At 64.9% G+C, this 25,257-nt stretch carries 22 protein-coding genes; 8 read left to right on the forward strand and 14 right to left on the reverse strand.

Annotated features, from left to right (window positions below):
- Positions 1–168: 168 nt before the first annotated feature.
- From AB7532_RS19665 to eno, 5 genes are all read right to left on the reverse strand, one after another.
- Entirely contained in the window at positions 169–486 is a 318-nt protein-coding gene (locus tag AB7532_RS19665; RefSeq protein WP_008567889.1) for an FtsB family cell division protein, read from the reverse strand.
- A gap of 180 nt (positions 487–666) precedes the next feature.
- Positions 667–1,218, reverse strand: a complete 552-nt coding sequence (locus AB7532_RS19670) for an NADPH-dependent FMN reductase (protein WP_441236413.1) — start codon at positions 1,216–1,218, stop codon at positions 667–669.
- A 450-nt stretch (positions 1,219–1,668) separates the two neighbouring features.
- Positions 1,669–2,667, reverse strand: a complete 999-nt coding sequence (locus tag AB7532_RS19675; protein WP_441236414.1) for an MBL fold metallo-hydrolase — start codon at positions 2,665–2,667, stop codon at positions 1,669–1,671.
- Between the two features lie 119 nt (positions 2,668–2,786).
- Positions 2,787–3,920, reverse strand: a complete 1,134-nt coding sequence (locus AB7532_RS19680; protein ID WP_441236415.1) for a zinc-binding dehydrogenase — start codon at positions 3,918–3,920, stop codon at positions 2,787–2,789.
- A gap of 34 nt (positions 3,921–3,954) precedes the next feature.
- Positions 3,955–5,238 carry a phosphopyruvate hydratase gene (gene eno / locus AB7532_RS19685; protein WP_441236416.1) on the reverse strand — a complete coding sequence of 428 codons (1,284 nt, stop codon included), beginning with the start codon at positions 5,236–5,238 and terminating at the stop codon, positions 3,955–3,957.
- Between the two features lie 126 nt (positions 5,239–5,364).
- Between eno and queF the strand changes: the two genes are divergently transcribed.
- The gene (gene queF, locus AB7532_RS19690; protein WP_441236417.1) at positions 5,365–5,841 is read left to right on the forward strand and encodes a preQ(1) synthase; all 477 of its coding nucleotides are present in this window, start codon (positions 5,365–5,367) and stop codon (positions 5,839–5,841) included.
- A gap of 15 nt (positions 5,842–5,856) precedes the next feature.
- Positions 5,857–6,654 carry a substrate-binding domain-containing protein gene (locus AB7532_RS19695; protein ID WP_441236418.1) on the forward strand — a complete coding sequence of 266 codons (798 nt, stop codon included), beginning with the start codon at positions 5,857–5,859 and terminating at the stop codon, positions 6,652–6,654.
- A 72-nt stretch (positions 6,655–6,726) separates the two neighbouring features.
- On the opposite strand, the gene AB7532_RS19700 is transcribed toward AB7532_RS19695, so the two are convergent.
- The 7 genes from AB7532_RS19700 to tpiA all read right to left on the reverse strand — a co-directional run bounded on the left by AB7532_RS19700 (position 6,727) and on the right by tpiA (position 14,634).
- Positions 6,727–8,820 carry a methyl-accepting chemotaxis protein gene (locus tag AB7532_RS19700; RefSeq protein WP_441236419.1) on the reverse strand — a complete coding sequence of 698 codons (2,094 nt, stop codon included), beginning with the start codon at positions 8,818–8,820 and terminating at the stop codon, positions 6,727–6,729.
- A gap of 136 nt (positions 8,821–8,956) precedes the next feature.
- Positions 8,957–10,168 carry an MFS transporter gene (locus AB7532_RS19705; protein ID WP_441236420.1) on the reverse strand — a complete coding sequence of 404 codons (1,212 nt, stop codon included), beginning with the start codon at positions 10,166–10,168 and terminating at the stop codon, positions 8,957–8,959.
- Entirely contained in the window at positions 10,168–11,019 is an 852-nt protein-coding gene (gene kdsA / locus AB7532_RS19710) for a 3-deoxy-8-phosphooctulonate synthase (protein WP_441236421.1), read from the reverse strand. The genes AB7532_RS19705 and kdsA overlap by 1 nt, the downstream gene beginning before the upstream one ends.
- Before the next feature lie 124 nt (positions 11,020–11,143).
- The gene (locus AB7532_RS19715; protein ID WP_441236422.1) at positions 11,144–11,470 is read right to left on the reverse strand and encodes an NIPSNAP family protein; all 327 of its coding nucleotides are present in this window, start codon (positions 11,468–11,470) and stop codon (positions 11,144–11,146) included.
- Positions 11,471–11,553: 83 nt separating this feature from the next.
- The gene (locus tag AB7532_RS19720; RefSeq protein ID WP_441236423.1) at positions 11,554–13,185 is read right to left on the reverse strand and encodes a CTP synthase; all 1,632 of its coding nucleotides are present in this window, start codon (positions 13,183–13,185) and stop codon (positions 11,554–11,556) included.
- A 166-nt stretch (positions 13,186–13,351) separates the two neighbouring features.
- Positions 13,352–13,738 carry a preprotein translocase subunit SecG gene (gene secG, locus AB7532_RS19725; RefSeq protein ID WP_441236424.1) on the reverse strand — a complete coding sequence of 129 codons (387 nt, stop codon included), beginning with the start codon at positions 13,736–13,738 and terminating at the stop codon, positions 13,352–13,354.
- A 140-nt stretch (positions 13,739–13,878) separates the two neighbouring features.
- Positions 13,879–14,634, reverse strand: a complete 756-nt coding sequence (gene tpiA / locus AB7532_RS19730) for a triose-phosphate isomerase (RefSeq protein WP_441236425.1) — start codon at positions 14,632–14,634, stop codon at positions 13,879–13,881.
- A gap of 222 nt (positions 14,635–14,856) precedes the next feature.
- Between tpiA and AB7532_RS19735 the strand changes: the two genes are divergently transcribed.
- The 4 genes from AB7532_RS19735 to moaC are packed head-to-tail and all read left to right on the forward strand — an operon-like array spanning position 14,857 to position 19,127.
- Positions 14,857–16,758: a SurA N-terminal domain-containing protein gene (locus AB7532_RS19735; RefSeq protein ID WP_441236426.1), complete on the forward strand. Its 1,902-nt coding sequence runs from the start codon at positions 14,857–14,859 to the stop codon at positions 16,756–16,758.
- A 14-nt stretch (positions 16,759–16,772) separates the two neighbouring features.
- Positions 16,773–17,786, forward strand: a complete 1,014-nt coding sequence (gene trpD / locus AB7532_RS19740; RefSeq protein ID WP_441236427.1) for an anthranilate phosphoribosyltransferase — start codon at positions 16,773–16,775, stop codon at positions 17,784–17,786.
- Positions 17,787–17,793: 7 nt separating this feature from the next.
- Positions 17,794–18,615, forward strand: coding sequence for an indole-3-glycerol phosphate synthase TrpC (gene trpC / locus AB7532_RS19745; RefSeq protein ID WP_441236428.1), 822 nt, complete (start codon positions 17,794–17,796; stop codon positions 18,613–18,615).
- On the forward strand, positions 18,615–19,127 hold the full coding sequence (gene moaC / locus AB7532_RS19750; protein ID WP_441236429.1) for a cyclic pyranopterin monophosphate synthase MoaC: 513 nt from the start codon (positions 18,615–18,617) through the stop codon (positions 19,125–19,127). The genes trpC and moaC overlap by 1 nt, the downstream gene beginning before the upstream one ends.
- 6 nt (positions 19,128–19,133) lie before the next feature.
- Here moaC and AB7532_RS19755 read toward each other — a convergent pair whose 3' ends face one another.
- Complete coding sequence (locus AB7532_RS19755) at positions 19,134–19,298, reverse strand: Flp family type IVb pilin (RefSeq protein ID WP_441239313.1); 165 nt, start codon at positions 19,296–19,298, stop codon at positions 19,134–19,136.
- A 313-nt stretch (positions 19,299–19,611) separates the two neighbouring features.
- On the opposite strand from AB7532_RS19755, the gene AB7532_RS19760 reads away from it, so the two are divergent.
- On the forward strand, positions 19,612–22,332 hold the full coding sequence (locus AB7532_RS19760) for a bifunctional diguanylate cyclase/phosphodiesterase (RefSeq protein WP_441239314.1): 2,721 nt from the start codon (positions 19,612–19,614) through the stop codon (positions 22,330–22,332).
- Positions 22,333–22,462: 130 nt separating this feature from the next.
- Here the strand turns inward: AB7532_RS19760 and AB7532_RS19765 are convergent, their stop codons facing one another.
- Positions 22,463–23,800, reverse strand: a complete 1,338-nt coding sequence (locus tag AB7532_RS19765; RefSeq protein WP_441236430.1) for a S41 family peptidase — start codon at positions 23,798–23,800, stop codon at positions 22,463–22,465.
- Positions 23,801–24,116: 316 nt separating this feature from the next.
- Between AB7532_RS19765 and AB7532_RS19770 the strand changes: the two genes are divergently transcribed.
- Positions 24,117–25,250, forward strand: a complete 1,134-nt coding sequence (locus AB7532_RS19770; protein ID WP_441236431.1) for an alpha-hydroxy acid oxidase — start codon at positions 24,117–24,119, stop codon at positions 25,248–25,250.
- The last annotated feature ends 7 nt before the right edge of the window (positions 25,251–25,257 follow it).

The raw sequence follows: 25,257 nt of genomic DNA on the forward strand, positions 1-25,257 counted from the left end.
GGGCAACATTAGCTCCCGTGACTCACGCCAAGGTGTGTGGAATGCCAGATCAGCGACACGCTGACGTCATCCGCACGACGGCAACGCGCCTTGCGCATGTCTCGCGCGTGTTCGATCGATGGAATCGGTGAGAGGTCGCCTGCTCACGCAGGCATCCGCCCGCGCCGATTATTTCGCCGGGATCATCCGAACGAGATCGTGCGGATTGACATAGTCGAGCTGGTAACGCGCCCGCTCGTCCAGCATGTCGGGGTCGATCCGCGACGTCCGCAGCAGCGACACACGCTGCTCGCTCCGGGCGCGTTCGCGCTTGAGCTGGGCCAGCTCGCTGGTCAGCGCAATGATCTCCTGATCGAGTTCCTGGCGGGCGTTGAGGCCGTATTTGCCGGTGTAGGCGTTGACGCCGAAATAGCCGACGATGGCGGCCGCCATCGCATAGAGGGCAAGGCCGGTCAGGATCGATTTCAGGCGCGCGCGGGAGACCATCATGGGAAGATGCGGCAGGTTGGTTAAGGGCGTGCTAATTCTGCCTGCGGACCGGTATGGGGGACACTATCCCCGCGCGTCATGGCCGGGCTTGTCCCGGCCATCCACGTCCTTTGCCTGCGATGACGAAGACCGTGGATGCCCGGGACAAGCCCGGGCATGACGAAGAGCTGGGTGGCCTCAGCCGTGGTGCTTGGCCACGTGCGCCGCATAGGCGTCGATGTAAGCCTGGAGCACGGGCTTCAGCGATTCCTTGGTCAGGTTCCCCTCCGCATCGAAGGCGTCGCCGACCGCGTTCAGATAGATCTCCGGCTGCTGCAGGATCGGGCCGGCGATGCCCGGCAGGATGTTCTGGAGCGTCTTGGCCGCGCTGACGCCGCCGAGCGGGCCCGGCGAGTTCGAGATGATGCCGACCGGCTTGCCGTTGAACGAGCTCTTACCATAGGGGCGCGAGGCGACGTCGATGGCGTTCTTCAGCACGCCCGGAATGGCACGGTTGTATTCGGGGGTGACGAAGATGACGCCGTCGGACTTCTGGAGCTTTTCGCGGAAGGCCAGCCAGTCGGCGGGCGGCGCGCCCTCGAGGTCCTGGTTGAAGAACGAGATGCCGGCGGGCGTGATGACGTCGAGATTGAGCGTATCAGGCGCGAGCTTGGCGAGCGCGTTGGCGATCTTCAGCGAGAAGCTGTCCTTGCGCAGGCTGCCGGCGATCACGACGATGTTGTAGGCCATGGGGTGTCCTTGAAACCTTGAGGGAAGTGCCGGCGGCACTTAAGCGATCCGGAGCAATGGATGCAAGTGCATGAACCGGTCCGGTTTGGAAACGCTGAGTTTCACGAAAGCAGATGGTCGGGCCTTTAGCCTGTAGCCCGGATGAAGCGAAGCGTAATCCGGGGAAGTCGAAGTTGCGGCACGCCTCCCGGATTGCGCTTCGCTCCATCCGGGCTACGCAAAAGCCGCTGGCCAGCGCATCTGTCCACCCTGCCATGCTACCCCTGTTTTGCCCGACGGCGCAATCTCCAATTCGGTTTTGACGAATATTTGAAATCGCTCACGATTTCTACTGTGCATGGGGTTGTTTCGACGTTTTTGTTTGGACAGGCGGTTCCGCGAGATGCCTCCGCAAAAGCAAACAGGCCGCCCGAGGGCGGCCTGCCGTTTCGCGTCGATCGGCAACCCGGATCAGATCGTCGGATTCCACGCCGACGGGATCAGGCGGTACTTGGCGCCGTCCTTCTCGACATGGCCGATCGAGGGGAAGGTGAAGTGGAAGCCGATCACGGTGGCCTTCTCGGCTGCCGCCATGTCGTAGAATTTGTGGCGCGTCTCCTGCGCCATCGCGGCATCATTGTCGAACAGCACGTGCCAGTCCGGATTGCGCAGGAAGAACTCGGGAATGTTGGTGACGTCGGATTGGATCAAAACCTTCGCATCGCCCGAGGCGACCGCGAACGAGGTATGACCGGGCGTATGGCCGGGCGTCGCGATCGAGGTGATGCCCGGCGCGACCTCCTTGCCCCACTCGTACTTGGTCACCTTGGATTCGAGGCCGGCAAAGGTCTTCTTCACGTTTGCAAAATAGTTTTTCATCATCGGGTTGGACTCGGCCTTGGCCGTGTTGTCCTCGCTGGTCCAGAACTCCCAGTCCTTGCCCGGCACCATGATCTCCGCATTCGGGAAGGCCAGCGCACCGTCAGCCAGACGGATGCCGTTGGTGTGATCGGGATGCAGATGCGACAGCAGCACGACGTCGATGTTCTTGGGATCGACGCCGGCGGCCTGGAGGTTCTGCAGCGTACGGCCGACCGCGCCCTTGCTCGGCTCCAGATTGGCGACGCCGTTGCCGGCGTCGATCAGCACCAGCTTGGAGCCGGTGTTGATGAGCTGCGGATTGAACGGCACCGTGACCATGCCCTTCGGCATGTAGGCGGCCTCGGCCGCGGCCAGCCCCTCTTCTTTCGGCTTGTTGGCGACGAACTTGTCCGGCATCGGGAAGGTGCGCGCACCGTCATTGATCGAGGTGCATTCGTAGCTGCCGACCTTGTAGCGATAGAAGCCCGGCGCCTGCGTCCCGGCTTGCGGCACCGCGGCATTGGCCACGGTCGGCCGGAGGCCGGTCGCGGCAGCCGCACCGACGGCGGCCGCGCCTGCGAGCAAATGGCGGCGATTGAGATCGGTCATGGAGAGGTCCCCTTCTGAACGCCTTGCGGTTTTTCCGCTATCAAATGGCGGCGGAATAATCTCCCGCTTCGTTCAGAAGGCAAGACCTCTTTTGGGTGACGTGCGGTCGCACGTCCCGATTATTTATTTGGGTTGATCAGGAATTTTTCGCCGGTGGCGCGTTTGGCGTACACCGCGATATTGGCAGGATCGAGCGTCTCGGACAGCGACACCACCTTGGTGTAGTGGCTGGCGAACGTGGTCTTGAGCTCGGACGCCACACGCTGGCGCAGCCGTCCGATCTCGGCCGGGCCGATCTTTTGCAGGAACGGCGTCAACAGCCAGCCGCCGACGCCCCAGGTCAGGCCGAACGACCGGCTCAGCTCGGTCGGACGGTTGTCGAGACTGCCGTAGATGTAGACCTGCTTGTACACGTTGGAGCCGTAGCGGCTGTACTCCTTCGCGGTCTTGTTGGCCGCGGCCTCCATCGCCGTGAGGATCTGGCCGGCAAGCTTGCCGCCGCCGATGGCGTCGAAAGCGATCGTGGCACCGGTTTCCACCAGCGCATCGGTCAGATCGTCCATGAAGGACGGCGCCGTGGAATCGACGACATGCCTGGCGCCGAGCTTGGTCAGGATGTCGGCCTGATCCTTGCTGCGAACGATGTTGACGAGGCCAATGCCGTCCTTGATGCAGATCTTGTTCAGCATCTGGCCGAGATTGGAGGCGGCCGCCGTATGCACGAGCGCCTTGTGGTTCTCCCGCCGCATCGTCTCGGTCATGCCGAGTGCGGTCAGCGGATTGACGAACCAGGACGCACCGTCGGCCGCCGTGGTCCCCGCCGGCAATTCCATCACGTCGCGGACCTTGAGGACGCGATATTGCGTGTACATGGCGCCGCCGATCATCGACACCGTCTTGCCCATCAGCGCCTTTGCGGCATCCGACGATCCGGTCCCGACGACCGTGCCGGCGCCCTCGTTGCCCACAGGCAGCGATTGATCCAATCGCGCCGTCATCATCCGCATCACGGCGTCCGGCATCTTGCCGGTGATCACGGGCAGATCCTTGGTGCCGGACGCCTGCGCGGCCGACATGTCGGCGGGGCCGATCAGCAGCCCGAGGTCGGACGGATTGATCGGCGCAGCCTCGACACGAACCACGACCTCGTCGTCGGCCGGCTCCGGCGTCGGGATATTCACCAGTGACAATTCGAGCTCGCCGCTTGTCTTCAGCAGCGAACGCAGTTGCAGTCCGGTCTTGCCGTCGCTCATGTCGATCCTCTCCTGTCCTTGCTGGAGCGCTGGCTTATGCCAGCGCCTTCAGTGCCGCCTTGCCGCCGTAGAGCGCCTGCTTGCCGAGCTGCTGCTCGATGCGCAGGAGCTGGTTGTATTTGGCGGTGCGATCGGAACGCGCAAGGGAGCCGGTCTTGATCTGACCGCAGTTCGTGGCCACCGCGAGGTCGGCGATGGTGGAATCCTCGGTCTCGCCGGAGCGGTGCGACATGACAGAGGTATAGCCGTTCTTGTGCGCCATCTCGACGGCGGCGAGCGTCTCGGTCAGTGTGCCGATCTGGTTGACCTTGATCAGGATCGAGTTGGCGCGGCCGGCCTTGATGCCGTCGGCGAGGCGCTTGACGTTGGTGACGAACAGATCGTCGCCGACCAGTTGGCACTTCTTGCCGATGAGATCGGTGAGCTCCTTCCAGCCGTCCATGTCGTCTTCCGACATGCCGTCCTCGATGGTCACGATCGGATAGCGGCCGACGAGGTCGGCGAGATATTTGGCCTGCTCGGAGATCGAGCGGGTCTTGCCCTCGCCTTCATAAACGTACTTGCCGTCCTTGAAGAATTCGGTCGAGGCGCAGTCAAGGCCGATCACGATGTCGGAGCCCGCTTTGTAGCCGGCCTTGCCGATCGCGTTCATGACGAACTCAAGGGCAGCGTCCGCCGACGGCAGGTTCGGCGCGAAGCCGCCCTCATCGCCGACATTGGTGTTGTGGCCGGCCTTCTTCAGCTCCGACTTCAACGTGTGGAAGACCTCGGCGCCGTAGCGCAGGCCTTCGGCGAAGGAGGACGCGCCGACGGGCAGGATCATGAACTCCTGGAAGTCGATCGGGTTGTCGGCATGCATACCGCCATTGATGATATTCATCATCGGCACCGGCAGCAGCCGCGCCGAGGTGCCGCCGACGTAGCGATAGAGCGGCATGTCGAGCGAGTTCGCGGCAGCCTTGGCGCAGGCGAGCGAGACGCCGAGGATGGCGTTGGCCCCTAACCGGCTCTTGTTCGGCGTGCCGTCGAGGTCGATCATGATCTGGTCAAGCTGGGCCTGCTGCTCGACATCGAGACCGCTCAGGGCCTCGAAGATCTCGCCGTTGACGGCGCCGACCGCCTTGGTCACGCCCTTGCCGAGATAGCGGGCCTTGTCGCCGTCGCGCAGTTCCACGGCCTCATGGGCGCCGGTGGAGGCACCGGAGGGCACCGCGGCCCGGCCAAGCGCGCCATCTTCCAGCACGACGTCGACCTCGACGGTGGGGTTGCCGCGGCTATCGAGAATTTCGCGGCCGATGATGTCGATGATGGCGGTCATGGGAGCCTCTTTCCGGGGAACAAGGGGGCGGTTCGCGGGTGCTTCTACCGCAATGCATCGAAGTGGAAAAGGCCGGGTGACGGCCGCCCGATGATTGGCTAAGAGGGCCGCACCGGAGGCGGCCTGATGTCGAAAAAAACCAGCAAATCGAACAACTCACCTTCCCTGCAGCTCGGCCGCGCCGTGGAATGGCCGGATACGCCCGAGAAGGCGAAGCTCGACCGCGTGCCCAATCCGCAGGCGGGCACCGATTATCTGGTCCGCTTCACCGTGCCGGAATTCACCTCGCTCTGCCCCGTCACGGGCCAGCCGGATTTCGCCCACCTGATGATCGACTACGCGCCCGGCCCATGGCTGCTGGAGTCGAAATCGCTCAAGCTCTACATCGCGAGCTTCCGCAATCACGGCGCCTTCCACGAGGACTGCACGGTGATGATCGGCAAGCGCATCGCCTCCGAGATCAAGCCGAAATGGCTGCGCATCGGCGGCTATTGGTATCCGCGCGGCGGCATCCCGATCGACGTGTTCTGGCAGACCGGAAGCGTGCCGAAGGGCATGTGGGTGCCGGAGCAAGGCGTCGCGTCTTATCGCGGACGGGGCTAGTTGGAGACGAACACGATGAAATCGATATCAGCAACATTCCGTAACCTCGCCCTCAGCGCTCTCGGCGTCCTGTGGCTCACCGGCCCGTCTGACGCTGCTGAAGTGCGCGTAATGATCTCGGGCGGCCTGACGGCGGCCTACAAGGCACTCGTGCCGGAGTTCGAGAAAGCCACCGGCAACAAGGTACTGACGGAATATGGGCCGTCGATGGGGACGACCACCAATGCGATCCCGGTCCGGCTGGAGCGTGGCGAGCCCGCCGACGTCCTGATCATGGTGGGCTACGCCCTCACCGACCTCGCGAGCAAGGGCAAGGTCGTGGCCGGCAGCCAGGTGGACCTCACGCGATCGCCGATCGGCGTTGCCGTGAAAGCGGGTGCGCTGAAGCCGGACATCAGCTCGGTGGAGGCCGTCAAGCGCGCGCTGCTGGCGGCGAAGACGATCGCCTATTCCGACAGCGCCAGCGGCGTCTACGTCTCGACCGAGATGTTCGACAAGCTCGGCATTGCCGACGTGATGAAGGACAAGGCGCGCAAGATTCCGGCCACGCCCGTCGGCGAGATCGTCGCGCACGGCGAGGCCGAGCTCGGCTTTCAGCAGATCAGCGAGCTGAAGCCCGTGAAGGGCATCGATATCGTCGGGCCGCTGCCGAATGAATTGCAGAAAATCACGATCTTCTCGGCGGGGATCGCCGCGGGTTCGAAAGAACCCGAGGCCGGACGGGCCTTGATCAAGTTCCTCGCGTCCCCCGCCGCGCGCGATACGATCATCGCGAGCGGGATGGAGCCGATCGTGGCTGACGGGGCGAAATAGTCCGATCAACGAGAAAGCCCGCCGCAGTGTCACGCTGCGGCGGGCTTTTGTTGCTTGTCGTTCCTGCGGACGTTACGCCACTTCACGCACCCTGGTGATGAAGCTGTCAACCTCGCCCGTCAGCGAAGCCGACTGGCTCGATAGATCGGCCGCAGCCTTCAGCACGCCGTTGGCCGCGCGGCCGGTCTCGTTGGCCGCTGACGACACGGTCGCGATGTTGCGCGTGACGGTCGAGGTCGCTTCCGCGGTGTGCTGCACGGTGGTGGCGATCTCGGCAGTGGCCTTGTTCTGCTCCTCGATGGCAGCCGCAATGACGCGGTTGATGCTCGAGACTTCCTCGATGGTCTTGACGATGCCGTCGATGGCGGAGACCGCCTTCTGCGTCGCGCCCTGAATCTCCGTGATCTGGGCGCTGATCTCTTCGGTCGCCTTCGCCGTCTGCGACGCCAGATTCTTCACCTCGCTCGCGACGACCGCAAAGCCGCGGCCGGATTCGCCGGCGCGGGCGGCTTCGATGGTCGCGTTGAGCGCCAGCAGGTTGGTCTGGCCGGCGATCGAGGTGATGAGGCCGATGACCTCGCCGATCCGGTCGGCGCCGTCGGCGAGCGCACGCATGGTGCTGTCGGTTTCTCTGACGGTCACGACCGCCTGCTCGGTGGCGCGGCTCGCCTGCTCGACCTGGCGGTTGATCTCGCGGATCGAGGCATTGAGCTCCTCGGCTGCGGCCGCCACGGTCTGCACGCCGCCGCCGACCTGGTCGGCCAGGGTCGAGGCCGAGCCGGCCTGGGTCTGGGCTTCGGCGGCCGTGCCCGACATCGAGCGTGCCGTCGTTTCCAGCTCGCCCGAGGCGCTCGAGAGCGTCTGCACCATCTGGCCGATCCGGCTTTCGAACTGCCGCACGAGCCCGGACAGTTCGGACGCACGCTTCTCCTTGTCGGCACGCTCGACTGCCTGATCGCCGGACAGGCGCTCGGCGTTGATCATGGCCTCCTTGAACACCTGGAGAGCTTCGGCCATGCGGCCGATCTCGTCGTTGCGGCCGAGGCCCGGGACTTCGCCGGCGAAATCATGCGCGGCAAAGCGCGTCATGACACCGGTGATCGCGGTCAGCGGTCGGGTGACGCGGTTGCGCATCAGCATCAGCCCGCCGATCGTCAGCGCCAGCGAGGCCGGCACCAGCAGGCCGAACAGGAACAGGCTGAAGCGGGCGCGCGAGGCGCCCTCCTCGGCCCGCGAGATCATGTTGGCGAGCGCGGTCTGCGTGACGATGACGACGTTGTTGGCGCCGACAAGCTGGCGATCGCGGTACTCGAGGCCGACGACGCCGGCGGGCTCACCGGCAAGCAGCTTGGTCGCAATCGCATTGCGCTCGTCGCTGAGCGCACCGGAGATTTCCGGCTCGGCGTTACGGATCGCCTCCAACAATTCGGGCGAGGCCACATTCGGGCTGAGATCGCGCACGACGACCCAGGACTGCTGGATGCGGCCCCGCAGATCGGCGAAAGTGACGCCGTCGGCCGCGGTCCAGGTCTTGTTGGCGAGGATCGAGGAGAACTGGACGAGGATGGTCTGACCGGCATTGGCGCGCGCCTGCCAGGACGCCTGCTTGGCGATCAGGAGGCGATCGACCACGGGATCGATCAGCGTCATCGCGTTGTCGACATGGGCGGTGACATCGCCGATCGCGTCCATATAGGCGTCGCTGATCTTGGCCCAGCCCGGCGTCAGGCTGGCTTCACGAGCCGCCTTCTCCTGCTTCAAAGCCGTGACCGCGCGCGGCCTGAGCTCCTCGAGCTGCGCCCAGATGCCGCGGAGCTTGTCGAGCTTCTCAGTGAGTCCGGGTGCTTCGACGGCGGCGAGGCTTTCCAGAGCCTGCGCGTAATTCTTCTGCACGGTGGCGCGCTGCCCGGCGAGGCTGGTCATGACGCTGTCGGGCGCGGGCGCGGCCGACGCCAGATAGCTCAGCGTGTCGCCGCGCTCCAGGCGAAAGATCACCAGCGTGTTGGTCAGGTCGCGGCTGGCGACCGCGAGTGAGACGATGCGGTTGCTGTCCGAATACCGCGTGACCGCGAGCTTCAGCGCATAGGCTGAGATGAGAATAAGGACGAGGCCGAGAGACCCAACCACCGCTCCGAGAATACGAGCGACCGAACGCTGCTTTTGCATCGACTGATCCACAGATGTTGCCGCCAAGTTGCGATTTGCGGGCAATCTACGGAGCGAACGGTGAGGTTTGATTTAAGATTGGACGGATCCGGCTGCCATTTTTTCCCGGGAAACTACGGGGAAATCGATGCTGCCGTCAGGCGCGCGCGTCGCCCGGTGCCCGCGACCTGAGCATCCGGGCGCAGACGACGCCCAACACGACCATGATCGTCGCACTCGCAAGCAGGGTCGGCTCCTTGCCGCCATGCTGGAGACCCAGGCCATAGGCGATCGGGCCAACCGTCTGCCCCATGAAGAAGAAGAACGAATGCAGCGACATCGCGGTGGCGCGCGCGCCGACCGAGAGCTCGCTGGCGAACACCTGGAGGCAGCCATGGATCATGTAGAAGCCCCACCCCATCGCCAGCATGCTGACGAATTGGAGCTTCCATTGCGGACCGAAAGCGAGCACGCCGAGCTGGAGCGCGACGAGGCCCGCGCCCGCAATCATCATGCCCTTGACGCCGAGCCACGGCAGGAAGCGCGAGACCGTGAAGGTATAGAACAGTCCGCCGACCGCAAAACCGGCGATCACGATGCCGGCGATCGACGGCGACTTCTCACCGAGGTCGAACAACAACGCCGCGATGAACGGAAACAGGCCGAACACGCAGCAGCCCTCGACGAAGACGGCCGAGTAGCAATAGCGGGTATTGGGGTTGGCGAAGATGGTGCGATAGCCCTGCCGCAAGGCCTTGAGATCCGTCTTCGGCGGCGCCGTCAGCGCGGCACCGCGAAAGCCCGCCGCCACCGCCACGGCCGCGATCAGACCGAGCCCGCCCAGGATCATGAGCACACCGCGCCAGCCGATGAACTCGCCGATGATGCCGGAGGCGGTCGCCCCTAACAGATTGCCGGTCATCGACCCCGCCAGCGTGCGCCCGATCGCAACCTGCCGCTTGGCGGGCGCAACGAGATCGGCGGTCAGGCCGAGCGCCACCGGAAACACGCCGCCGGAGGCGATGCCGGCGAGGATACGGCTCGCGAACAGGCCAGAGAAGGTGGTCGCGACCGCACCGAGAATGGAGGCAACACCGAGCAGCGCCAGACACAGCGTCATCAAACGCGCCTTGCCGAACATGTCGGCGGCCGCGCCGATCACGGGCTGGACCAGCGCATAGATCAGCGCATAGCCGGCCGCGATGCTGGCGGCGGTCGTGACGCTGATCGAAAAATCCTCGGCGACATGCGGCAGCACGGGATCGAGCGCGCGCGTGGACAAGGCGGCCGAAAAACTCGCGAGCGCGATGATATTGATCGCGGGCGGAAACTTCTGGTCGGACGCCGCCCCGGTCGCAGGCTGCGACATCAGTGCGCTGCGCTTTTCGTCACCGCGTCGAACGCCATCAGCGTGCGGATCAGACCTTCGAATTCGCGCAGCGGCACCATATTGGGACCGTCGGACGGCGCGCTGTCAGGGTCGGGATGGGTCTCGATGAAGACGCCGGCAACCCCGACCGCAACAGCCGCGCGTGCGAGTACGGGGACGAACTCCCTCTCGCCGCCCGACGACGCTCCCTTCCCGCCCGGCTGCTGCACCGAATGGGTGGCGTCGAAGATCACAGGTGCGCCGGTGGTGCGCGCCAGGATCGGCAGCGCGCGCATGTCGGAGACCAATGTGTTGTAGCCAAAGGAAGCGCCGCGCTCGGTGACGAGCACGTTGGGATTGTTCGCGCTGGTGATCTTGGTCACGACATTCGTCATGTCCCAGGGTGCGAGAAACTGGCCCTTCTTGACGTTGACGACCTTGCCGGTCGCGGCCGCCGCCAGCAGCAGATCGGTCTGGCGACACAGGAAGGCCGGGATCTGAAGCACGTCCACCGCTTGCGCCACGTCGGCGCATTGCGCGGCGTCATGTACGTCGGTCAACACCGGCAGGCCGAGAGACGAACGGATCTCGGCGAAGATCGGCAGCGACTGCGCCAGGCCAAGGCCGCGCGCAGCCGACGCGCTGGTGCGATTGGCCTTGTCGAACGAGGTCTTGTAGACGAGGCCGATCTTGAGCCGCGCCGCGATCTCCTTCAACGCGGAGGCCACCTCCAGCGCATGCTGGCGGCTTTCGAGCTGGCAGGGCCCCGCAATGATCGAGATCGGCAGATCATTGCCGAATTTGACCGTACCAACGCTGACGACGGGGGCCGCTGATGTTGAAGCGCTCAAGGCAAATTCCCTCGTTTCGCCGCGACCATAGCGGCGATGAGGGGCGGATCAACCCTATTCGGCCCGGGCTGTCAGAATATCAGGGTTGCGCCGGGGATCCCGCCGCGCCCCACGCCAGACGCCGTTACTTGACCGACGAGAAGGCGGTCGGCGTCAGGATCTGGCTGACGATGTTGCCGACGATCTGGCCATCGGCTTCGCTCTCGGCGCGCGCCTTCATCCAGTCGGGATCGGTCATGAAGCCGCCCCACTTCTTCTCGCGCTCGGCGAGAGAGTCCCACGCCAGGAAATAGGTGAGCTCCTGGTTGGATTCGCCGATCAGCGTGGTGAAGAAGCCGGCCTGCTTGATGCCGTGCTTTTCCCAGAGCTTCAGCGTCACCGTCTCGAAACGCTTCAAGAGCGCCGGCAAGCGGCCGGGCACGCAGCGATAGATGCGCATTTCGTAGATCATCGAAGTTCAACTCCCTGCATTGTTGTTCTTGCGGCGGAGAGTTGTCGCAACAAAAAGCGCGATCGTCAAAGGGAGAGAATGCGCTACACCAGCCGCGACTGCACCATTGCCGCCTGGATGAACGAGGCAAACAGCGGGTGCGGCTCGAACGGCCGCGACTTCAGCTCGGGGTGGAATTGCACCCCGATGAACCAGGGATGATCCTCGTATTCGACGATCTCCGGCAGCACGCCGTCGGGCGAGAGGCCGGAGAATTTCAGGCCGTGCTGCTCGAGGCGATCCTTGTAGGCGGTGTTGACCTCGTAGCGGTGGCGATGGCGCTCGGAAATCTCGGTGGCGCCGCCATAGACCTGCGAGACCCGGCTGCCGCGATTGAGCGCCGCCGGATAGGCGCCGAGCCGCATCGTGCCGCCGAGATCGCCGGCGTTGGAGCGCTTCTCGAGCTCGTTGCCGCGCAGCCATTCCGTCATCAGGCCGACCAAGGGCTCCTTGGTGGGGCCGAACTCGGTGGAGTTGGCCTCCTCGATGCCGACGAGATTTCGCGCCGCCTCGATCACCGCCATCTGCATGCCGAAACAGATGCCGAAATACGGCACGTCGCGCTCACGCGCGAACTGCGCCGCGCGGATCTTGCCTTCGGCGCCGCGCTGGCCGAAGCCCCCGGGCACCAGGATGCCGTTGACGTGTTCGAGGAACGGCGCCGGATCTTCCTTCTCGAAGATCTCGCTCTCGATCCAGTCGAGATTGACCTTCACCTTGTTGGCGATGCCGCCGTGCGACAGCGCCTCGATCAGTGACTTATACGCATCCTTCATCCCGGTATATTTGCCGACGATGGCGATGGTGACGTCGCCTTCGGGATTGCGGATGCGTTCGTTGATCTGCCGCCAGCTCTTGAGCTCCGGCGGAATTCGCGAGCCGATGCCGAAGGCGGCGAGCACTTCGTCGTCGAGGCCCGCGTTATGATAGGCCTCGGGGACCGCGTAGATGCTGTCGGCGTCGCGCGCCTCGATCACGGCGCTCTCGCGCACGTTGCAGAACAGGCCGAGCTTGCGGCGTTCTTCCTTTGGGATTTCGCGGTCGGTCCGGCAGAGCAGGATGTCCGGCTGGATGCCGATCGAGCGCAGCTCCTTCACCGAATGCTGCGTCGGCTTGGTCTTGAGCTCGCCGGCGCTCGGAATGTAGGGCAGCAGCGTGAGGTGGATGTAGATGGCATGATCGCGCGGCAGCTCGTTCTTGAGCTGGCGGATCGCCTCGAAGAACGGCAGGCCTTCGATGTCGCCGACGGTGCCGCCGATCTCGACCAGTACGAAATCGTAGTCGTCGTTGCCGGAGAGGACGAATTCCTTGATGGCGTTGGTGACGTGCGGAACCACCTGGATGGTCGCGCCGAGATAATCGCCGCGACGCTCCTTCGAGATGATGTCCTGGTAGATGCGCCCGGTGGTGATGTTGTCCTGCTTGGTCGCAGGCCGCCCGGTGAAGCGCTCGTAGTGACCGAGATCGAGATCGGTCTCCGCGCCGTCATCGGTCACGAACACTTCGCCGTGCTGATACGGCGACATCGTTCCGGGATCGAGGTTGAGATAAGGGTCGAGCTTGCGGAGGCGGACCTTGTAGCCCCGGGCTTGCAACAGAGCACCCAGTGCCGCTGAAGCCAGACCCTTGCCGAGCGAAGAAACCACGCCGCCGGTGATGAAGATGTACCGCGCCATGGGGCTTAACCTCTAATCCCTCGAATTCGATTCGCCAAAGCGATTCGTATTCCGCCCAAAAGATTTTGCGGGCCTGTGGGTGAGCCAAAACTAAGAGTGGTGACAGTGCCTTGATGGGGATTTTTGATGCAGGACAGTAGCAGCCGCCCTGCATGGCCCCCCTGCTTTATTGCGAACGCGGCACCTGCGGACCGGTCGGAGCCGGTGCCTGCTGCTGCTCGTCGGCCTTCTTCAGCGAATCCAGGATCCCGCCCGAGGTCGGCGCGGTGATCGGACCGCCGCCGGCCGGCTGGCCCTGCGACGCCGGCGTGCCAATGATCGACGACGGCGCACGGCTGTAGCCCGCGTGCCAGGACAGGAACATGCTGGTGAGGAAGAAGCCCGCAGCCAGGATCGCGGTGGTCCGCGTCAAGAGGTTCGCGGTGCCGCGGCTCGACATGAAGCCTGCGCCGCCACCCATGCCGAGGCCGCCGCCTTCCGACTTCTGGAGCAGGACGGCGCCGATCATGACGGCGACGATCATGAGGTGAATGACGATGACAACAGTCTGCATAATGCCCTTCCGTCACAAGCCGACAGCGCCGAGACGGCGGCCGATCGCGCTTCGCGGGTTTTCCTGAAGTTGCGCGGTGTTACACGATCGGAAACGGCATTGCCACCCCCGATCGGGCCCGGATCGCGTTCCGACGTTAGCTAAGGGCAGCCCTTCGCAATCGCAAGGAAATCAGCCGCCTTCAGGCTGGCGCCACCGACCAGCGCACCATTGACGTTCTTGACCGCCATCAGCTCGGCCGCGTTCGAGGGTTTGACCGAGCCGCCGTAAAGGATGCGCATCTTCGCTCCGGCATCCTTGAACCTGGTGGTCAGGAGTTCCCGGATAAAGTCATGAATCTGCTCAACATCTTTTGCCGTGGGGGTCAGGCCGGTGCCGATCGCCCAGACCGGCTCATAGGCCACGACCAGATTCGCGGCGGTCGAGGCGTCCGGAAGCGAGCCATCGAGCTGGCCGCGCAGGATATCGAGGGTCTGGCCGGCATCGCGCTGGGCCTGCGTCTCGCCGACGCAGACGATCGCGGTGACCCCGGCGCGCCAGGCAGCCTCGGCCTTCTGCCGGATCAGGGCATCGCCCTCGCCGTGGTCGGCGCGGCGCTCGGAATGGCCGACGATGATGGCGGTCGCACCGGCATCCGCCAGCATTTCGGCGGCGATATCGCCGGTATGGGCTCCGGAAGCCTTGGGATGGCAGTCCTGGGCCCCGACCGCGACCTTCTTGGCTCCCGCCTTGTCGGCGAAGGCGGCGATCAGGGTGGCCGGCGGGCAGACCAGCAAATCGGCCTTGGCGGCGACGTCTGCCGCACCATTGAGCATGGCGTCGAATTCGGCAGCCGAGCCCTTCAGCCCGTTCATTTTCCAGTTGCCGGCGATCAGCGGTCGGATGGCGTCGGTCATGTCAATTTCCAGCAAAATGAGGTTGTGCATGCGCTAGCAGAGCTGCCACGGCAGTTCCAGAGACCAGAGGCCTTTAACCGCAGTTGGGAGGAGCGGCCTGACCTGAGGTTGCGGGGGGAAAGCCACCACTTTATGATGATTGATCAATTTGGTGACGCGCTTTTGCGGAATCTGCATTAAGACGCGCTCCCGATCCCCTCCTGACCAAACAAGTTGGACCAAATGCTTCGAGGAATGCGCAAGGCCTCATCAAACTGGCTCGGCAAGACCATCATGGCCATCGTGATGGGCGTGCTGATCATCAGTTTCGGCGTCTGGGGCATCGCCGACATCTTCAAGGGCTTTGGACAATCCACCGTCGCCAAGGTCGGCGGCACCGAGATTTCGCTGAACGAGTTCCGCCAGATCTATACCGACCGCCTCCAGCAGATCGGCCGCCAGGTCGGCCGTCCGCTGACGCCCGATCAGGCGCGGGCCTTCGGCCTCGACCGCCAGGTGCTCCAGCAGACGATCGCAGAAGCCGCCCTCGACGAAGAGGCGCGTCGGCTCGGGCTCGGCCAGTCCGACGAGCAGATCCGGCAGTTCATCATGAACGACCCCAACTTCAAGGGTGTCAGCGGCAGCTTTGATCCGAACCGCTTCCAGGCCGTGATCCGCAATTTCGGCTACACCGAGCAGCGCTACGTCTCCGAACAGCGCAAGGTGTCGCTGCGCCGGCAGATCACCGGCACGATCGGCGCCGGCTTGGAGCCGCCGAAGGCGATGCTCGACGTGCTGACGCGCTTCCAGAGCGAGCAGCGTGCGATCGAATTCGTCAGGCTCGACGCCGCGCAGGCCGGCGCCATCGACGCCCCCTCGCCCGAAGCGCTCGCCGCCTATTTCGAGGATCACAAGGTTCAATTCCGCGCGCCTGAATTCCGCAAGATTTCCTTCGTGGTGGTCTCTCCCGAAGAAATCGGCAAATGGAGCGAGGTCTCCGACGAGGACGCGAAGAAACTGTTCGAGCAGCGCAAGGACCGCCTCGGCACGCCGGAAAAGCGCCAGATCCAGCAGCTTGTGTTCCCCAACGCCGCCGAGGCGCAGGCTGCGCGCGAGCGCCTCGTCGGCGGGATGTCGTTCGAGGACCTCGGCAAAGAGCGCGGCTTGAGCGCTTCGGACGTCGAGCTCGGACTCGTGACCAAGTCCTCGCTCGACCAGACGGTCGGCAATGCCGCCTTCGCGCTGCCCGCGGGTGAGATCAGCCAGCCGATCCAGGGTCCCCTCGGCACCTCCATCGTGAAGGTCGACAAGATCGAGCCGGGCAAGGAGGCGGACTACGCCAGCCTTGCCGCCGACATCAAGCGCGAGATCGCCACCGAGCGCGCGCGCGTCAAGGTCAACGATCTGCGCGACAAGATGGAAGACGAGCGCGGCGGCGGCGCCAGCGTGATCGACGCGGCGCAGAAGCTCGGCCTCGCTGCCGTGACCATCGACGCCGTCGACCGCTCCGGCCGCGCCCCGAACGGGCAGCCGGTCTCGACCATCCCGCAGGGCCTCGATGTGGTATCGCAGGCCTTCAACACCGATGTCGGCGTCGACAACGATTCGATCTCGTTCAAGGGGGGCTATGTCTGGTACGACGTGCTCGGCATCACGCCCTCGCGCGATCGCAATCTCGACGAGGTCCGCGACCAGGTCGAAGCGCGCTGGCGTCAGGACCAGATCGCCGCCAAGCTGAAGACCAAGGCGACCGAGATGGTGCAGAAGCTCGAAGCGGGCGGCAAGCTCGCTGACGAGGCGGCCGCGATCAACGCCAAGGTGGAGACCGCGACCGGCTTCAAGCGTGACGACTCGCCCGCCGGCGTGCCCGCCAACGTCGTTTCGGCCGCCTTCCGTACGGCCAAGGATGCGGTTGGACAGACCGCTGTGAGCGGCGGCAGCGAGGTGATCGTGTTCCGCGTCACCGACATCGTCGAACCCGCGGTCAACGCCGCGTCCGACGACGCGGTCAAGAAGCTGAAGGACAGCCTCGACCGCGCGCTGACCGACGAGCAGGTTGCTTCCTATGTCACCAAGCTGCAAACCGACATCGGAACCACCATCAATCAGGCCGCCTTCGCGCAGGTGACCGGCGCGAACCAGTGAGTTGAAAGCACGCGATGGACGACCTGAAATCGATCATTGGAAAAGTCGCGACCGGCGCCAGCCTGTCGCGTGAGGAAGCGGCTTCCGCCTTCGACGCCATGATGTCCGGCGAGGCAACGCCCTCACAGATGGGCGGCCTGTTGATGGCGCTGCGGGTGCGCGGCGAGACCGTGGACGAGATCACCGGCGCGGTTGCGGCGATGCGCTCGAAGATGCTCACGGTCGAGGCGCCCGCGGACGCCGTCGACATCGTCGGCACCGGCGGCGACGGCTCCGGCTCGGTCAACGTCTCGACCTGCGCCTCCTTCATCGTCGCGGGCACCGGCCTGCCTGTGGCCAAGCATGGCAACCGCGCGCTGTCGTCGCGGTCGGGCGCCGCCGACGTGCTGGCCTCGCTCGGCGTAAAGATCGATCTCCGGCCGGAGCAGGTCGGCCATTGCGTGAGCGAATGCGGCATCGGCTTCATGTTCGCCCCCGCGCATCATCCCGCCATGAAGAACGTCGGCCCGACCCGGGTCGAGCTTGCCACGCGCACGATCTTCAATCTGCTCGGCCCCTTGTCCAACCCGGCCGGCGTGAAGCGCCAGATGGTCGGCGTGTTCTCCAGGCAATGGGTGCAGCCGCTGGCGCAGGTGCTGAAGAACCTCGGCTCCGAATCCGCCTGGGTCGTGCACGGCTCCGACGGCCTCGATGAGATCACCCTCACCGGCCCGACCTTCGTGTCCGCACTCCACAATGGCGAGATCCGGAACTTTGAAGTGACGCCGGAGGATGCCGGCCTGTCGCGCTGCGAGCCCGGCGCGCTCAAAGGCGGTGACGCCGACGCCAATGCGATTGCGTTGCAGAGCGTGCTCGACGGCAAGCCGAGCCCCTATCGCGACGTCGCGCTGATCAACGCCGCCGCCGCGCTGGTCGTGGCAGGGCGTGCCAAAGACCTCAAAGAGGGCGTTGCGATCGGCGCGAAGTCACTCGACAGCGGTGCGGCGAGTGCGCGGCTGAAGCATCTGATCGCGGTCTCGAACGGCTGAGCCTGACATGTCCGACATCCTGACCAAGATCGAAGCCTACAAGCGCGAGGAGATCGCGGCCGCGAAGCGCGCGCTGCCGCTGGCGGAAGTCGAGGCGAAGGCCAAGGCGCAGGGCGCCCCGCGCGGCTTCCTGCGCGCGATCCAGGCCAAGCACGCCAATGGCGACTACGCGCTGATCGCGGAGGTGAAGAAAGCCTCGCCGTCGAAGGGGCTGATCCGCGCGGACTTCGATCCGCCGTTGCTTGCCAGGGCCTATGAGGCCGGCGGCGCCGCTTGTCTGTCGGTGCTGACCGACACGCCCTCGTTCCAGGGCCATCTCGATTTCATGGTGGCCGCGCGCGCGGCGACATTGCTGCCGGTGCTGCGCAAGGATTTCATGTTCGACACCTATCAGGTGGTCGAGGCCCGCGCGCATGGCGCCGATTGCATTCTGATCATCATGGCGGCGCTCGACGATGCCACGGCCAGGGATCTCGAGGACGCTGCCCTCGCCCATGGCATGGACGTGCTGATCGAGATTCACGACCGCGCCGAGCTCGACCGCGCGCTGAAGCTGCGTTCGCCGATGATCGGCGTGAATAACCGCAATCTTCGTACTTTCGAGACGACGCTCGCAACCAGTGAGACGCTGGCGCCTCTGATCCCGGCGGATCGGCTGATGGTCGGCGAGAGCGGCATCTTCACGCCCGCCGATCTCGCCCGGCTCGAGCGCGTCGGCATGTCGACCTTCCTGGTCGGCGAGAGCCTGATGCGTCAGACTGATGTGACCGCCGCCACCCGCACGCTGCTCGCCCGCGAGACCCCGCCGCGCGCCACGGGCACGCGCTGATGGCGCGCAAGCCCGCGAAGGCCCAACCGGCCAAAGCCGGCCCCGCCCTCACCCATATCGGCGCCTCGGGCGAGGCGCGCATGGTCGACGTTTCGGACAAGCCTGCGACCGAACGGCTCGCGGTCGCGGAAGGCCGCGTCATCATGACCAAAGCGACGCTCGACCTGATCGTTTCGGGCAACGCCAAGAAGGGCGACGTGCTCGGCACCGCGCGCATCGCCGGCATCATGGCCGCCAAGCGCACCTCCGAGCTGATCCCGCTCTGTCATCCCCTCGCCCTGTCGAAGGTCACCGTCGACATCGAGCCCGACGCAAAGCTGCCGGGCTGCCTCGTCCGCGCCAGCGTGAAGGTGACGGGCCCGACCGGCGTCGAGATGGAAGCGCTCACGGCCGTCTCGGTCGCCTGCCTCACCATCTACGACATGATCAAGGCGGTGGAGCGCGGCGTGCGGATCGAGGGCATCCATCTCGTCGAGAAGCTCGGCGGCAAGTCGGGTCACTACCGCATCTGATCGCAATTATTTCAGCGACGAGCTGATCGATCCGAATTTCGCATTGAGCTTGCTGCCCATTCCGTTGACGACGGTGATGATCGCCAGCGCGATTCCCGCGGCGATCAGGCCGTATTCGATGGCGGTTGCGCCGGACTCGTCGGCGAGAAAACTCTTCAAAGTATTTTTCATCATCCTGATCCTCTCTGTGTCGTCATCGGGCTTGTTCGCAAATCACGTGCCAATGCGCGCTTGAGGATTGCCAGCATGTTAGATGGTTAAGCCCTGGTTGATCGCCGCGAGACCGGCAGGAAATGACCGGCACCCACGGACACGCCCGGCAATTCCTGCACGTCGTGCGCCCCGCACATCGGTTGCTTTTGTTCGTTTCAATTCATGTCGCATTAACTGCGCTTCCTAACTTCGCCTCCACATCGTTTCCGTAAACCAACGGATGTTCCGGGGATCAAGAATTGATCCTGACGTGTGCACGGCAATTATCGACATGATGACGAAATACGGCAGTCGCCTTCTTGACCAGGCCTTCGTGCGCAGCGGACCGATCCGCTGGCTGGTGGTGGGCGGCACGCTGCTGATCGCGGCCATCGCCATCGGCTCGGTGCTGATGGCGCAGAATTTTCGCGAGCGCGCGCTGCGCAACTCCGGGCGCGAGCTCGAAAATACGGTGCTGCTGCTCGCGCATCACTTCGATCAGCAATTGCAGGATTTCGCGGTGATCCAGAAGGATTTCGTCGCCCACGTCCGCGCAAACGGCATCAACAATGCGGAAGACTATCGCAAGCGCCTCTCCGGCCAGAACATCCACCTGATGCTGCGCTCGAAGATCGAGGCGCTGCCCTACATGGGCGGGGTCAACATCATCGATGCCGAAGGCAATGTGATCAACTCGTCGACGGCATGGCCGGCGCCGAAGGTCAACGTCGCCGACCGCGCCTACTTCCGCACCTTCCGCTACGATCCCAGCGCGCCCGAAATCCTGATCGAGCCGGTGCACAGCCGCATCTCCGGCGCCTGGACCATCCTGATCGTGCGCAAGATCGTCGGGCCGAACGGCGAGTTCATGGGCGTCGTCGGGCGCGGCATCGAGCCGGCCAATTTCGAGAAGTTCTTCGAGTCCGTGGTGCTCGGCGAAGGCGCCACGATCTCGATGCTGCATCGTGACGGCACGCTGCTCGCGCGCTATCCGCATTCCGGCGAGCTGATGGGACGCAACTTCAGGAACGGCTCGTTCGAGCAGCAACGCATCTTCGGCCTCGATCACTTCGCCGGCCGCTTCATGAGCCCGGTCGACGGCGAGGACCGGCTGATCTCGGCACGCGCCCTGCCCCATTTCCCGATCCTGATGATGGCCACCACGACACGCGCGGCGGCGCTGACGGACTGGCGCGAGCAGATCGGCATCCTGATCTCGGTCGCGGGCGCCTCCGCGCTCGCCATTGCAGGCGTGCTGATCGCGATCGTGCGCAAACTGCTGGAGCAGCACCGCGCCTCCCGCGAGCGGCTGACGCTGGAGAAGCAGCGCCTCGACCGCGCCGTCAACAACATGACGCAGGGCCTCTTGCTGTTCGATGCCGAGCAGCGGCTCGTGGTCTGCAACCAGCGCTACATCGAGATGTACGGCCTGTCGCCCGAGGTGGTGAAACCGGGCTCGAGCTTCCACGACATCATCTCGCATCGCAAGGCGACGGGGTCGTTCACCGGCGACATCGACGACTATGTCGTCCGCGTGCTGCGCGACATTCACGTCCGCAACTCGATGGTGGTCGACACCTCCGACGGCCGCTCGATCCACATCCTCAACGAGCCGCTCGCGGACGGCGGCTGGGTCGCGACCCACGAGGACATCACCGAGCGCCGGCGCATCGAGGAGCGCATCACCCACCTCGCCCATTATGACGCGCTGACCGACCTGCCCAACCGCACCATGTTCCACGAGCATCTGCGCGCGGAGCTGGCCGCCATTGCCGGCGGTGAAGAGATCGCGGTGCACTACATCGACATCGACGAGTTCAAGGGCGTCAACGACGCGCTCGGCCATCTCGTCGGCGACGAATTGTTGAAATCGGTCGCGGCGAGCCTGAGCCTCTGCGCAGGGCCGACGGACTTCGTGGCGCGGCTCGGTGGCGATGAATTCGCCATCGTGCAGAGCGCGGTGACGTCACTGGACCAGGTCAACGATCTCGTCGCGCGGGTCTTCGAAGCCATCCGCACCCCGTTCGACTGCATGGGCCACCATCTCACCACCGACGCCAGCATCGGCATCGCGCTGGCGCCGCAACACGGCACTGCGCTCGACCAGATCCTTAAGAATGCGGACATGGCGATGTATGCCGCCAAATCCGCTGGCCGCCGCACCTACCGCTTCTTCGAGCCGGAGATGGATGCCAAGGTCCGTGAACGGCGGCAGCTCGAGATCGACCTGCGCCACGCCATCGCGCATGGCGGGCTCGAGGTCTACTACCAGCCTTGCCTCGGCCTGAAGGACGACCGCATCACCGGCTGCGAGGCACTGGTGCGCTGGCGTCATCCCGAGCGCGGCATGGTCTCGCCCGCCGAATTCATCCCGATCGCCGAGGACACCGGCCTGATCAACGAGATCGGCGAATGGGTGCTGGCGACCGCCTGCCGGGATGCTGCGACCTGGCCCGACGACATCCGCCTTGCTGTCAACGTTTCGCCGGTGCAGTTCAAGAGCGGCACGCTGGCGCTGAAGATCATGGCGGCCCTTGCCGCCTCCAATTTGCCGGCGAGCCGGCTCGAGCTCGAGATCACCGAAGCGGTGCTGATCCGCGACGACGACACCGCATTGGCGATCCTGCATCAGCTCCGCGCCATCGGCGTGCGCATCGCGCTCGACGATTTCGGCACCGGCTACTCCTCGCTGAGCTATCTGCACCGCTTCCCGTTCGACAAGATCAAGATCGACCGCTGCTTCGTCAACGACATCGCCGGCCCAGACGGATCCGCCAGCATCGTCCAGGCCGTCGTCAATCTGGCGGCTGCCCGCCGCATGACCACCACGGCCGAGGGCGTCGAGACCGAGGAGCAGCAGCGCCTGCTCCGCGCGCTCGGCTGTTCGGAGATGCAGGGCTATCTGTTCAGCGCCGCAAAGCCGGCCGACAAGGTGCTGGAGCTGTTCGCGCTGCATCGCAGCCGGCTCGCCAAACGCGCCGGCGAGGAAAGCCGCCGCCGCGAGGCTGGTTAGCTGGCTAACGCAGCCCGGATTACGCTTCGCTCCATCCAGGCTCCGGATCACCGAGACGGCGCCCCAAACGAAATCGCCCGGGAGCGGTGATCCACTCCCGGGCGATTTCGATGTCTAGAAGTCGTAAGGCCTAGTTCGGCACCGCAGCCTTCGGCGCGGGCTTGGCCGCGACGGCATTCGCGGTCTGGCCGTGCAGGAAGTCGTAGGCCGCGTGCAGGGCCTTGTCGTCCTTCTCTTCCGGCGGCACGTAGGATTGCGATCCGGTCTGCTCGGTACCGTCGGCGGCCTGCAGATGGCCGCGCATCTGTGACTCCGCCATGGTGTCCATCCGGCCCTTCAGCTCCGGCGGCACGTCCTGGAGGATCTCGATGTCGGGAGCGACGCCCTGGGCCTGAATCGAGCGGCCCGACGGCGTGTAGTAGCGCGCCGTGGTCAGCGCCAGCGCGCCATTGCCGGCGCCGAGCGGAATGATGGTCTGCACCGAGCCCTTGCCGAACGAACGCGTGCCGATGATGGTCGCGCGCTTGTGGTCATGCAGCGCGCCGGCCACGATCTCGGAGGCCGAGGCCGAGCCGCCGTTGACCAGAATCACTAGCGGCTTGCCCTTGGTGAGGTCGCCTCCATGCGCGGTGAAGCGCTGGGTCTCTTCCGGATTGCGGCCGCGGGTCGAGACGACCTCGCCGCGCTGAAGGAACGCGCTCGACACCGACACGGCCTGGTCGAGCAGCCCGCCCGGATTGTTGCGCAGGTCCATCACGTAGCCGGCGAGCTTCTCCTGGGGAATGTCTTTCGAGATCGAGGCAATCGCCTTCTTCAGACCGTCGGTGGTCTGCTCGTTGAACGAGCTGACGCGGATATAGCCGATGTCGCCGTTCTCGACATGGAAGCGCACCGGGCGCACATGGATGATCTCGCGCTTGATCGCGACGTCGAGCGGGGCGTCGGCGCCCTTGCGCACGATGGTGAGCTTGGTCTGGGTGTCGACCGGGCCCTTCATCTTGTTGACGGCTTGCTCGAGCGTCATGCCCTGCACGGCATCGCCGTCGATCTTGCTGATGAGGTCGCCGGACATGATGCCGGCCTTGGACGCCGGCGTATCGTCGATCGGCGAGACGACCTTGACCAGGCCCTCCTCCATCGTGACCTCGATGCCGAGGCCGCCGAACTCGCCGGAGGTGGTCTCCTGCATCTCGGTCCAGGCCTTGTCGTTCATGTAGCGCGAATGCGGATCGAGCGAGGTGACCATGCCCGTGATCGCGCCTTCGATCAGCTTGGCGTTGTCGGGCTTCTCGACATAGCTCGCCTTCACCCGCTCGAACACTTCGCCAAACAGATTGAGCTGGGAATAGGCATCGCCCGCGCCCGCTGCCGCTCGTGCCGCCCATACGCCGCCGTGCGGGCTGGCTACCAGAAGGGTCAGACACACTCCCGTGAGCGCGCCCAGGGGGAACAGCAGATTTTTCCGCATGGATAGGCTGGCCTTCTTGCTTTGGGGCTTCGGCGGCGCCATGCAAATGGCGATCCAGCCCGCTGTTCACAATACCATTCAGGTTTCTTCAAGGCCGGGACGCCACGCCGGCAGGTGCACCGCAAAAATCCCTTCGCCAAAAAGCCTTGGCCTGAGACCTAAACTTTTGGCAACGTTTCGAAACCGTTTCGCGCGGAAAGCGGGAATCGGTCGAACCGTCCACGCCTCGCAGGTATGCGATTTTAGGATGGTTTTGGAGGGCCGGACGCGATACGCGATGACGATAAGACTTCAAATTCTCGGGAGGACAACAACAATGAACGACGCGCCCCGCATCCAGCCGGAAAGGAACGTCGAACTCGGCGCCAGTAACGAGCCGTTCCAGAATCTGCACGAATTCGTCCGCAAGGCGCGCGCCAACCTCAATCAGAACGCCTGGGACTACATCGTCGGCGCCGCCGAGACCGAGACCACGATGCGCCGCAACCGCCTGGCGCTGGACGAGATCGCCTTCCGCCCGCGCGTGCTGCGCGACGTCCGCATGGTCGACGGCTCGGTCGAGCTGTTCGGGCGCAGGATGCGCCTGCCGGTGGTCCTCGCCCCCGTCGGCGCGCTCGAGATCTTCGATCCGGATGGCGCGGCGAGCGTTGCGCGCGCCTGCGGCACGTTCGGTGCCGCCCACATGCTGAGTTCGGTGTCGGAGCCCGGCCTCGAGAAGACCGCCGAAGCCGCCCCCGATGCGCTGCGCTTCTACCAGCTCTATGTGCGCGGTGACGACGCCTTCGTCGCCGACGTCGTCGCCCGGAGCGAGAAGAACGCCTATGCCGCGTTCTGCCTGACCGTGGACACGGCCCATTACAGCCGTCGCGAACGTGACATCGCCAAGCGCTACGTTCGCGAGAGCCGCCTGCGCGCCACCGGCGGCGACTACCAGAAGGGGCTGGAGTGGCGGACCGTGAAGATGGTCAAGGACAAGTTCAAGATCCCGCTGATCCTCAAGGGCATCGCGACCGCCGAGGACGCGCAGATCGCGGTCGATCACGGCGTCGACTGGATTTACGTCTCCAATCATGGCGGCCGCCAGCTCGATCACGGCCGCGGCGCCATGCACGTGCTCCCTGAAATCGTCGATGCCGTGAAGGGCCGCGCCAAGATCATGGTCGACGGCGGCTTCTGCCGCGGCACCGACATCGTCAAGGCGATTGCGGCGGGCGCAGACATGGTCGGCATCGGCCGCCTGCAATGCTGGGCGCTGGCGGCGGCCGGCGAAGCCGGCGTGGCGCGAATGCTGGAGCTCTTGGAGGACGAGGTGCTGCGCTGCCTCGGCCTTTTGGGCGCCACCTCGTTCGCCGAGGTCAACAAGTCCAGCCTGCACCAGGCGACCGCGACGAATGCGCCGAGCGTGTTCAGCGCGTTTCCGCTGTTCGACCACGACCCCTATCGATATTGAGTGAAAG

Origin of the sequence: Bradyrhizobium sp. 930_D9_N1_4 (assembly GCF_052076015.1) — a bacterium.
Taxonomy (GTDB): domain Bacteria; phylum Pseudomonadota; class Alphaproteobacteria; order Rhizobiales; family Xanthobacteraceae; genus Bradyrhizobium.

What these genes read in the sequence shown, in the direction of transcription:
- AB7532_RS19665 (WP_008567889.1), bottom strand. Translation starts at nt 486, where the DNA reads ATGGTCTCCCGCGCGCGCCTGAAATCGATCCTGACCGGCCTTGCCCTC.
- AB7532_RS19670 (WP_441236413.1), bottom strand. Translation starts at nt 1,218, where the DNA reads ATGGCCTACAACATCGTCGTGATCGCCGGCAGCCTGCGCAAGGACAGC.
- AB7532_RS19675 (WP_441236414.1), bottom strand. Translation starts at nt 2,667, where the DNA reads ATGACCGATCTCAATCGCCGCCATTTGCTCGCAGGCGCGGCCGCCGTC.
- AB7532_RS19680 (WP_441236415.1), bottom strand. Translation starts at nt 3,920, where the DNA reads ATGAGCGACGGCAAGACCGGACTGCAACTGCGTTCGCTGCTGAAGACA.
- eno (WP_441236416.1), bottom strand. Translation starts at nt 5,238, where the DNA reads ATGACCGCCATCATCGACATCATCGGCCGCGAAATTCTCGATAGCCGC.
- queF (WP_441236417.1), top strand. Translation starts at nt 5,365, where the DNA reads ATGTCGAAAAAAACCAGCAAATCGAACAACTCACCTTCCCTGCAGCTC.
- AB7532_RS19695 (WP_441236418.1), top strand. Translation starts at nt 5,857, where the DNA reads ATGAAATCGATATCAGCAACATTCCGTAACCTCGCCCTCAGCGCTCTC.
- AB7532_RS19700 (WP_441236419.1), bottom strand. Translation starts at nt 8,820, where the DNA reads ATGCAAAAGCAGCGTTCGGTCGCTCGTATTCTCGGAGCGGTGGTTGGG.
- AB7532_RS19705 (WP_441236420.1), bottom strand. Translation starts at nt 10,168, where the DNA reads ATGTCGCAGCCTGCGACCGGGGCGGCGTCCGACCAGAAGTTTCCGCCC.
- AB7532_RS19715 (WP_441236422.1), bottom strand. Translation starts at nt 11,470, where the DNA reads ATGATCTACGAAATGCGCATCTATCGCTGCGTGCCCGGCCGCTTGCCG.
- AB7532_RS19720 (WP_441236423.1), bottom strand. Translation starts at nt 13,185, where the DNA reads ATGGCGCGGTACATCTTCATCACCGGCGGCGTGGTTTCTTCGCTCGGC.
- secG (WP_441236424.1), bottom strand. Translation starts at nt 13,738, where the DNA reads ATGCAGACTGTTGTCATCGTCATTCACCTCATGATCGTCGCCGTCATG.
- tpiA (WP_441236425.1), bottom strand. Translation starts at nt 14,634, where the DNA reads ATGACCGACGCCATCCGACCGCTGATCGCCGGCAACTGGAAAATGAAC.
- AB7532_RS19735 (WP_441236426.1), top strand. Translation starts at nt 14,857, where the DNA reads ATGCTTCGAGGAATGCGCAAGGCCTCATCAAACTGGCTCGGCAAGACC.
- trpD (WP_441236427.1), top strand. Translation starts at nt 16,773, where the DNA reads ATGGACGACCTGAAATCGATCATTGGAAAAGTCGCGACCGGCGCCAGC.
- trpC (WP_441236428.1), top strand. Translation starts at nt 17,794, where the DNA reads ATGTCCGACATCCTGACCAAGATCGAAGCCTACAAGCGCGAGGAGATC.
- moaC (WP_441236429.1), top strand. Translation starts at nt 18,615, where the DNA reads ATGGCGCGCAAGCCCGCGAAGGCCCAACCGGCCAAAGCCGGCCCCGCC.
- AB7532_RS19755 (WP_441239313.1), bottom strand. Translation starts at nt 19,298, where the DNA reads ATGAAAAATACTTTGAAGAGTTTTCTCGCCGACGAGTCCGGCGCAACC.
- AB7532_RS19760 (WP_441239314.1), top strand. Translation starts at nt 19,612, where the DNA reads ATGATGACGAAATACGGCAGTCGCCTTCTTGACCAGGCCTTCGTGCGC.
- AB7532_RS19765 (WP_441236430.1), bottom strand. Translation starts at nt 23,800, where the DNA reads ATGCGGAAAAATCTGCTGTTCCCCCTGGGCGCGCTCACGGGAGTGTGT.
- AB7532_RS19770 (WP_441236431.1), top strand. Translation starts at nt 24,117, where the DNA reads ATGAACGACGCGCCCCGCATCCAGCCGGAAAGGAACGTCGAACTCGGC.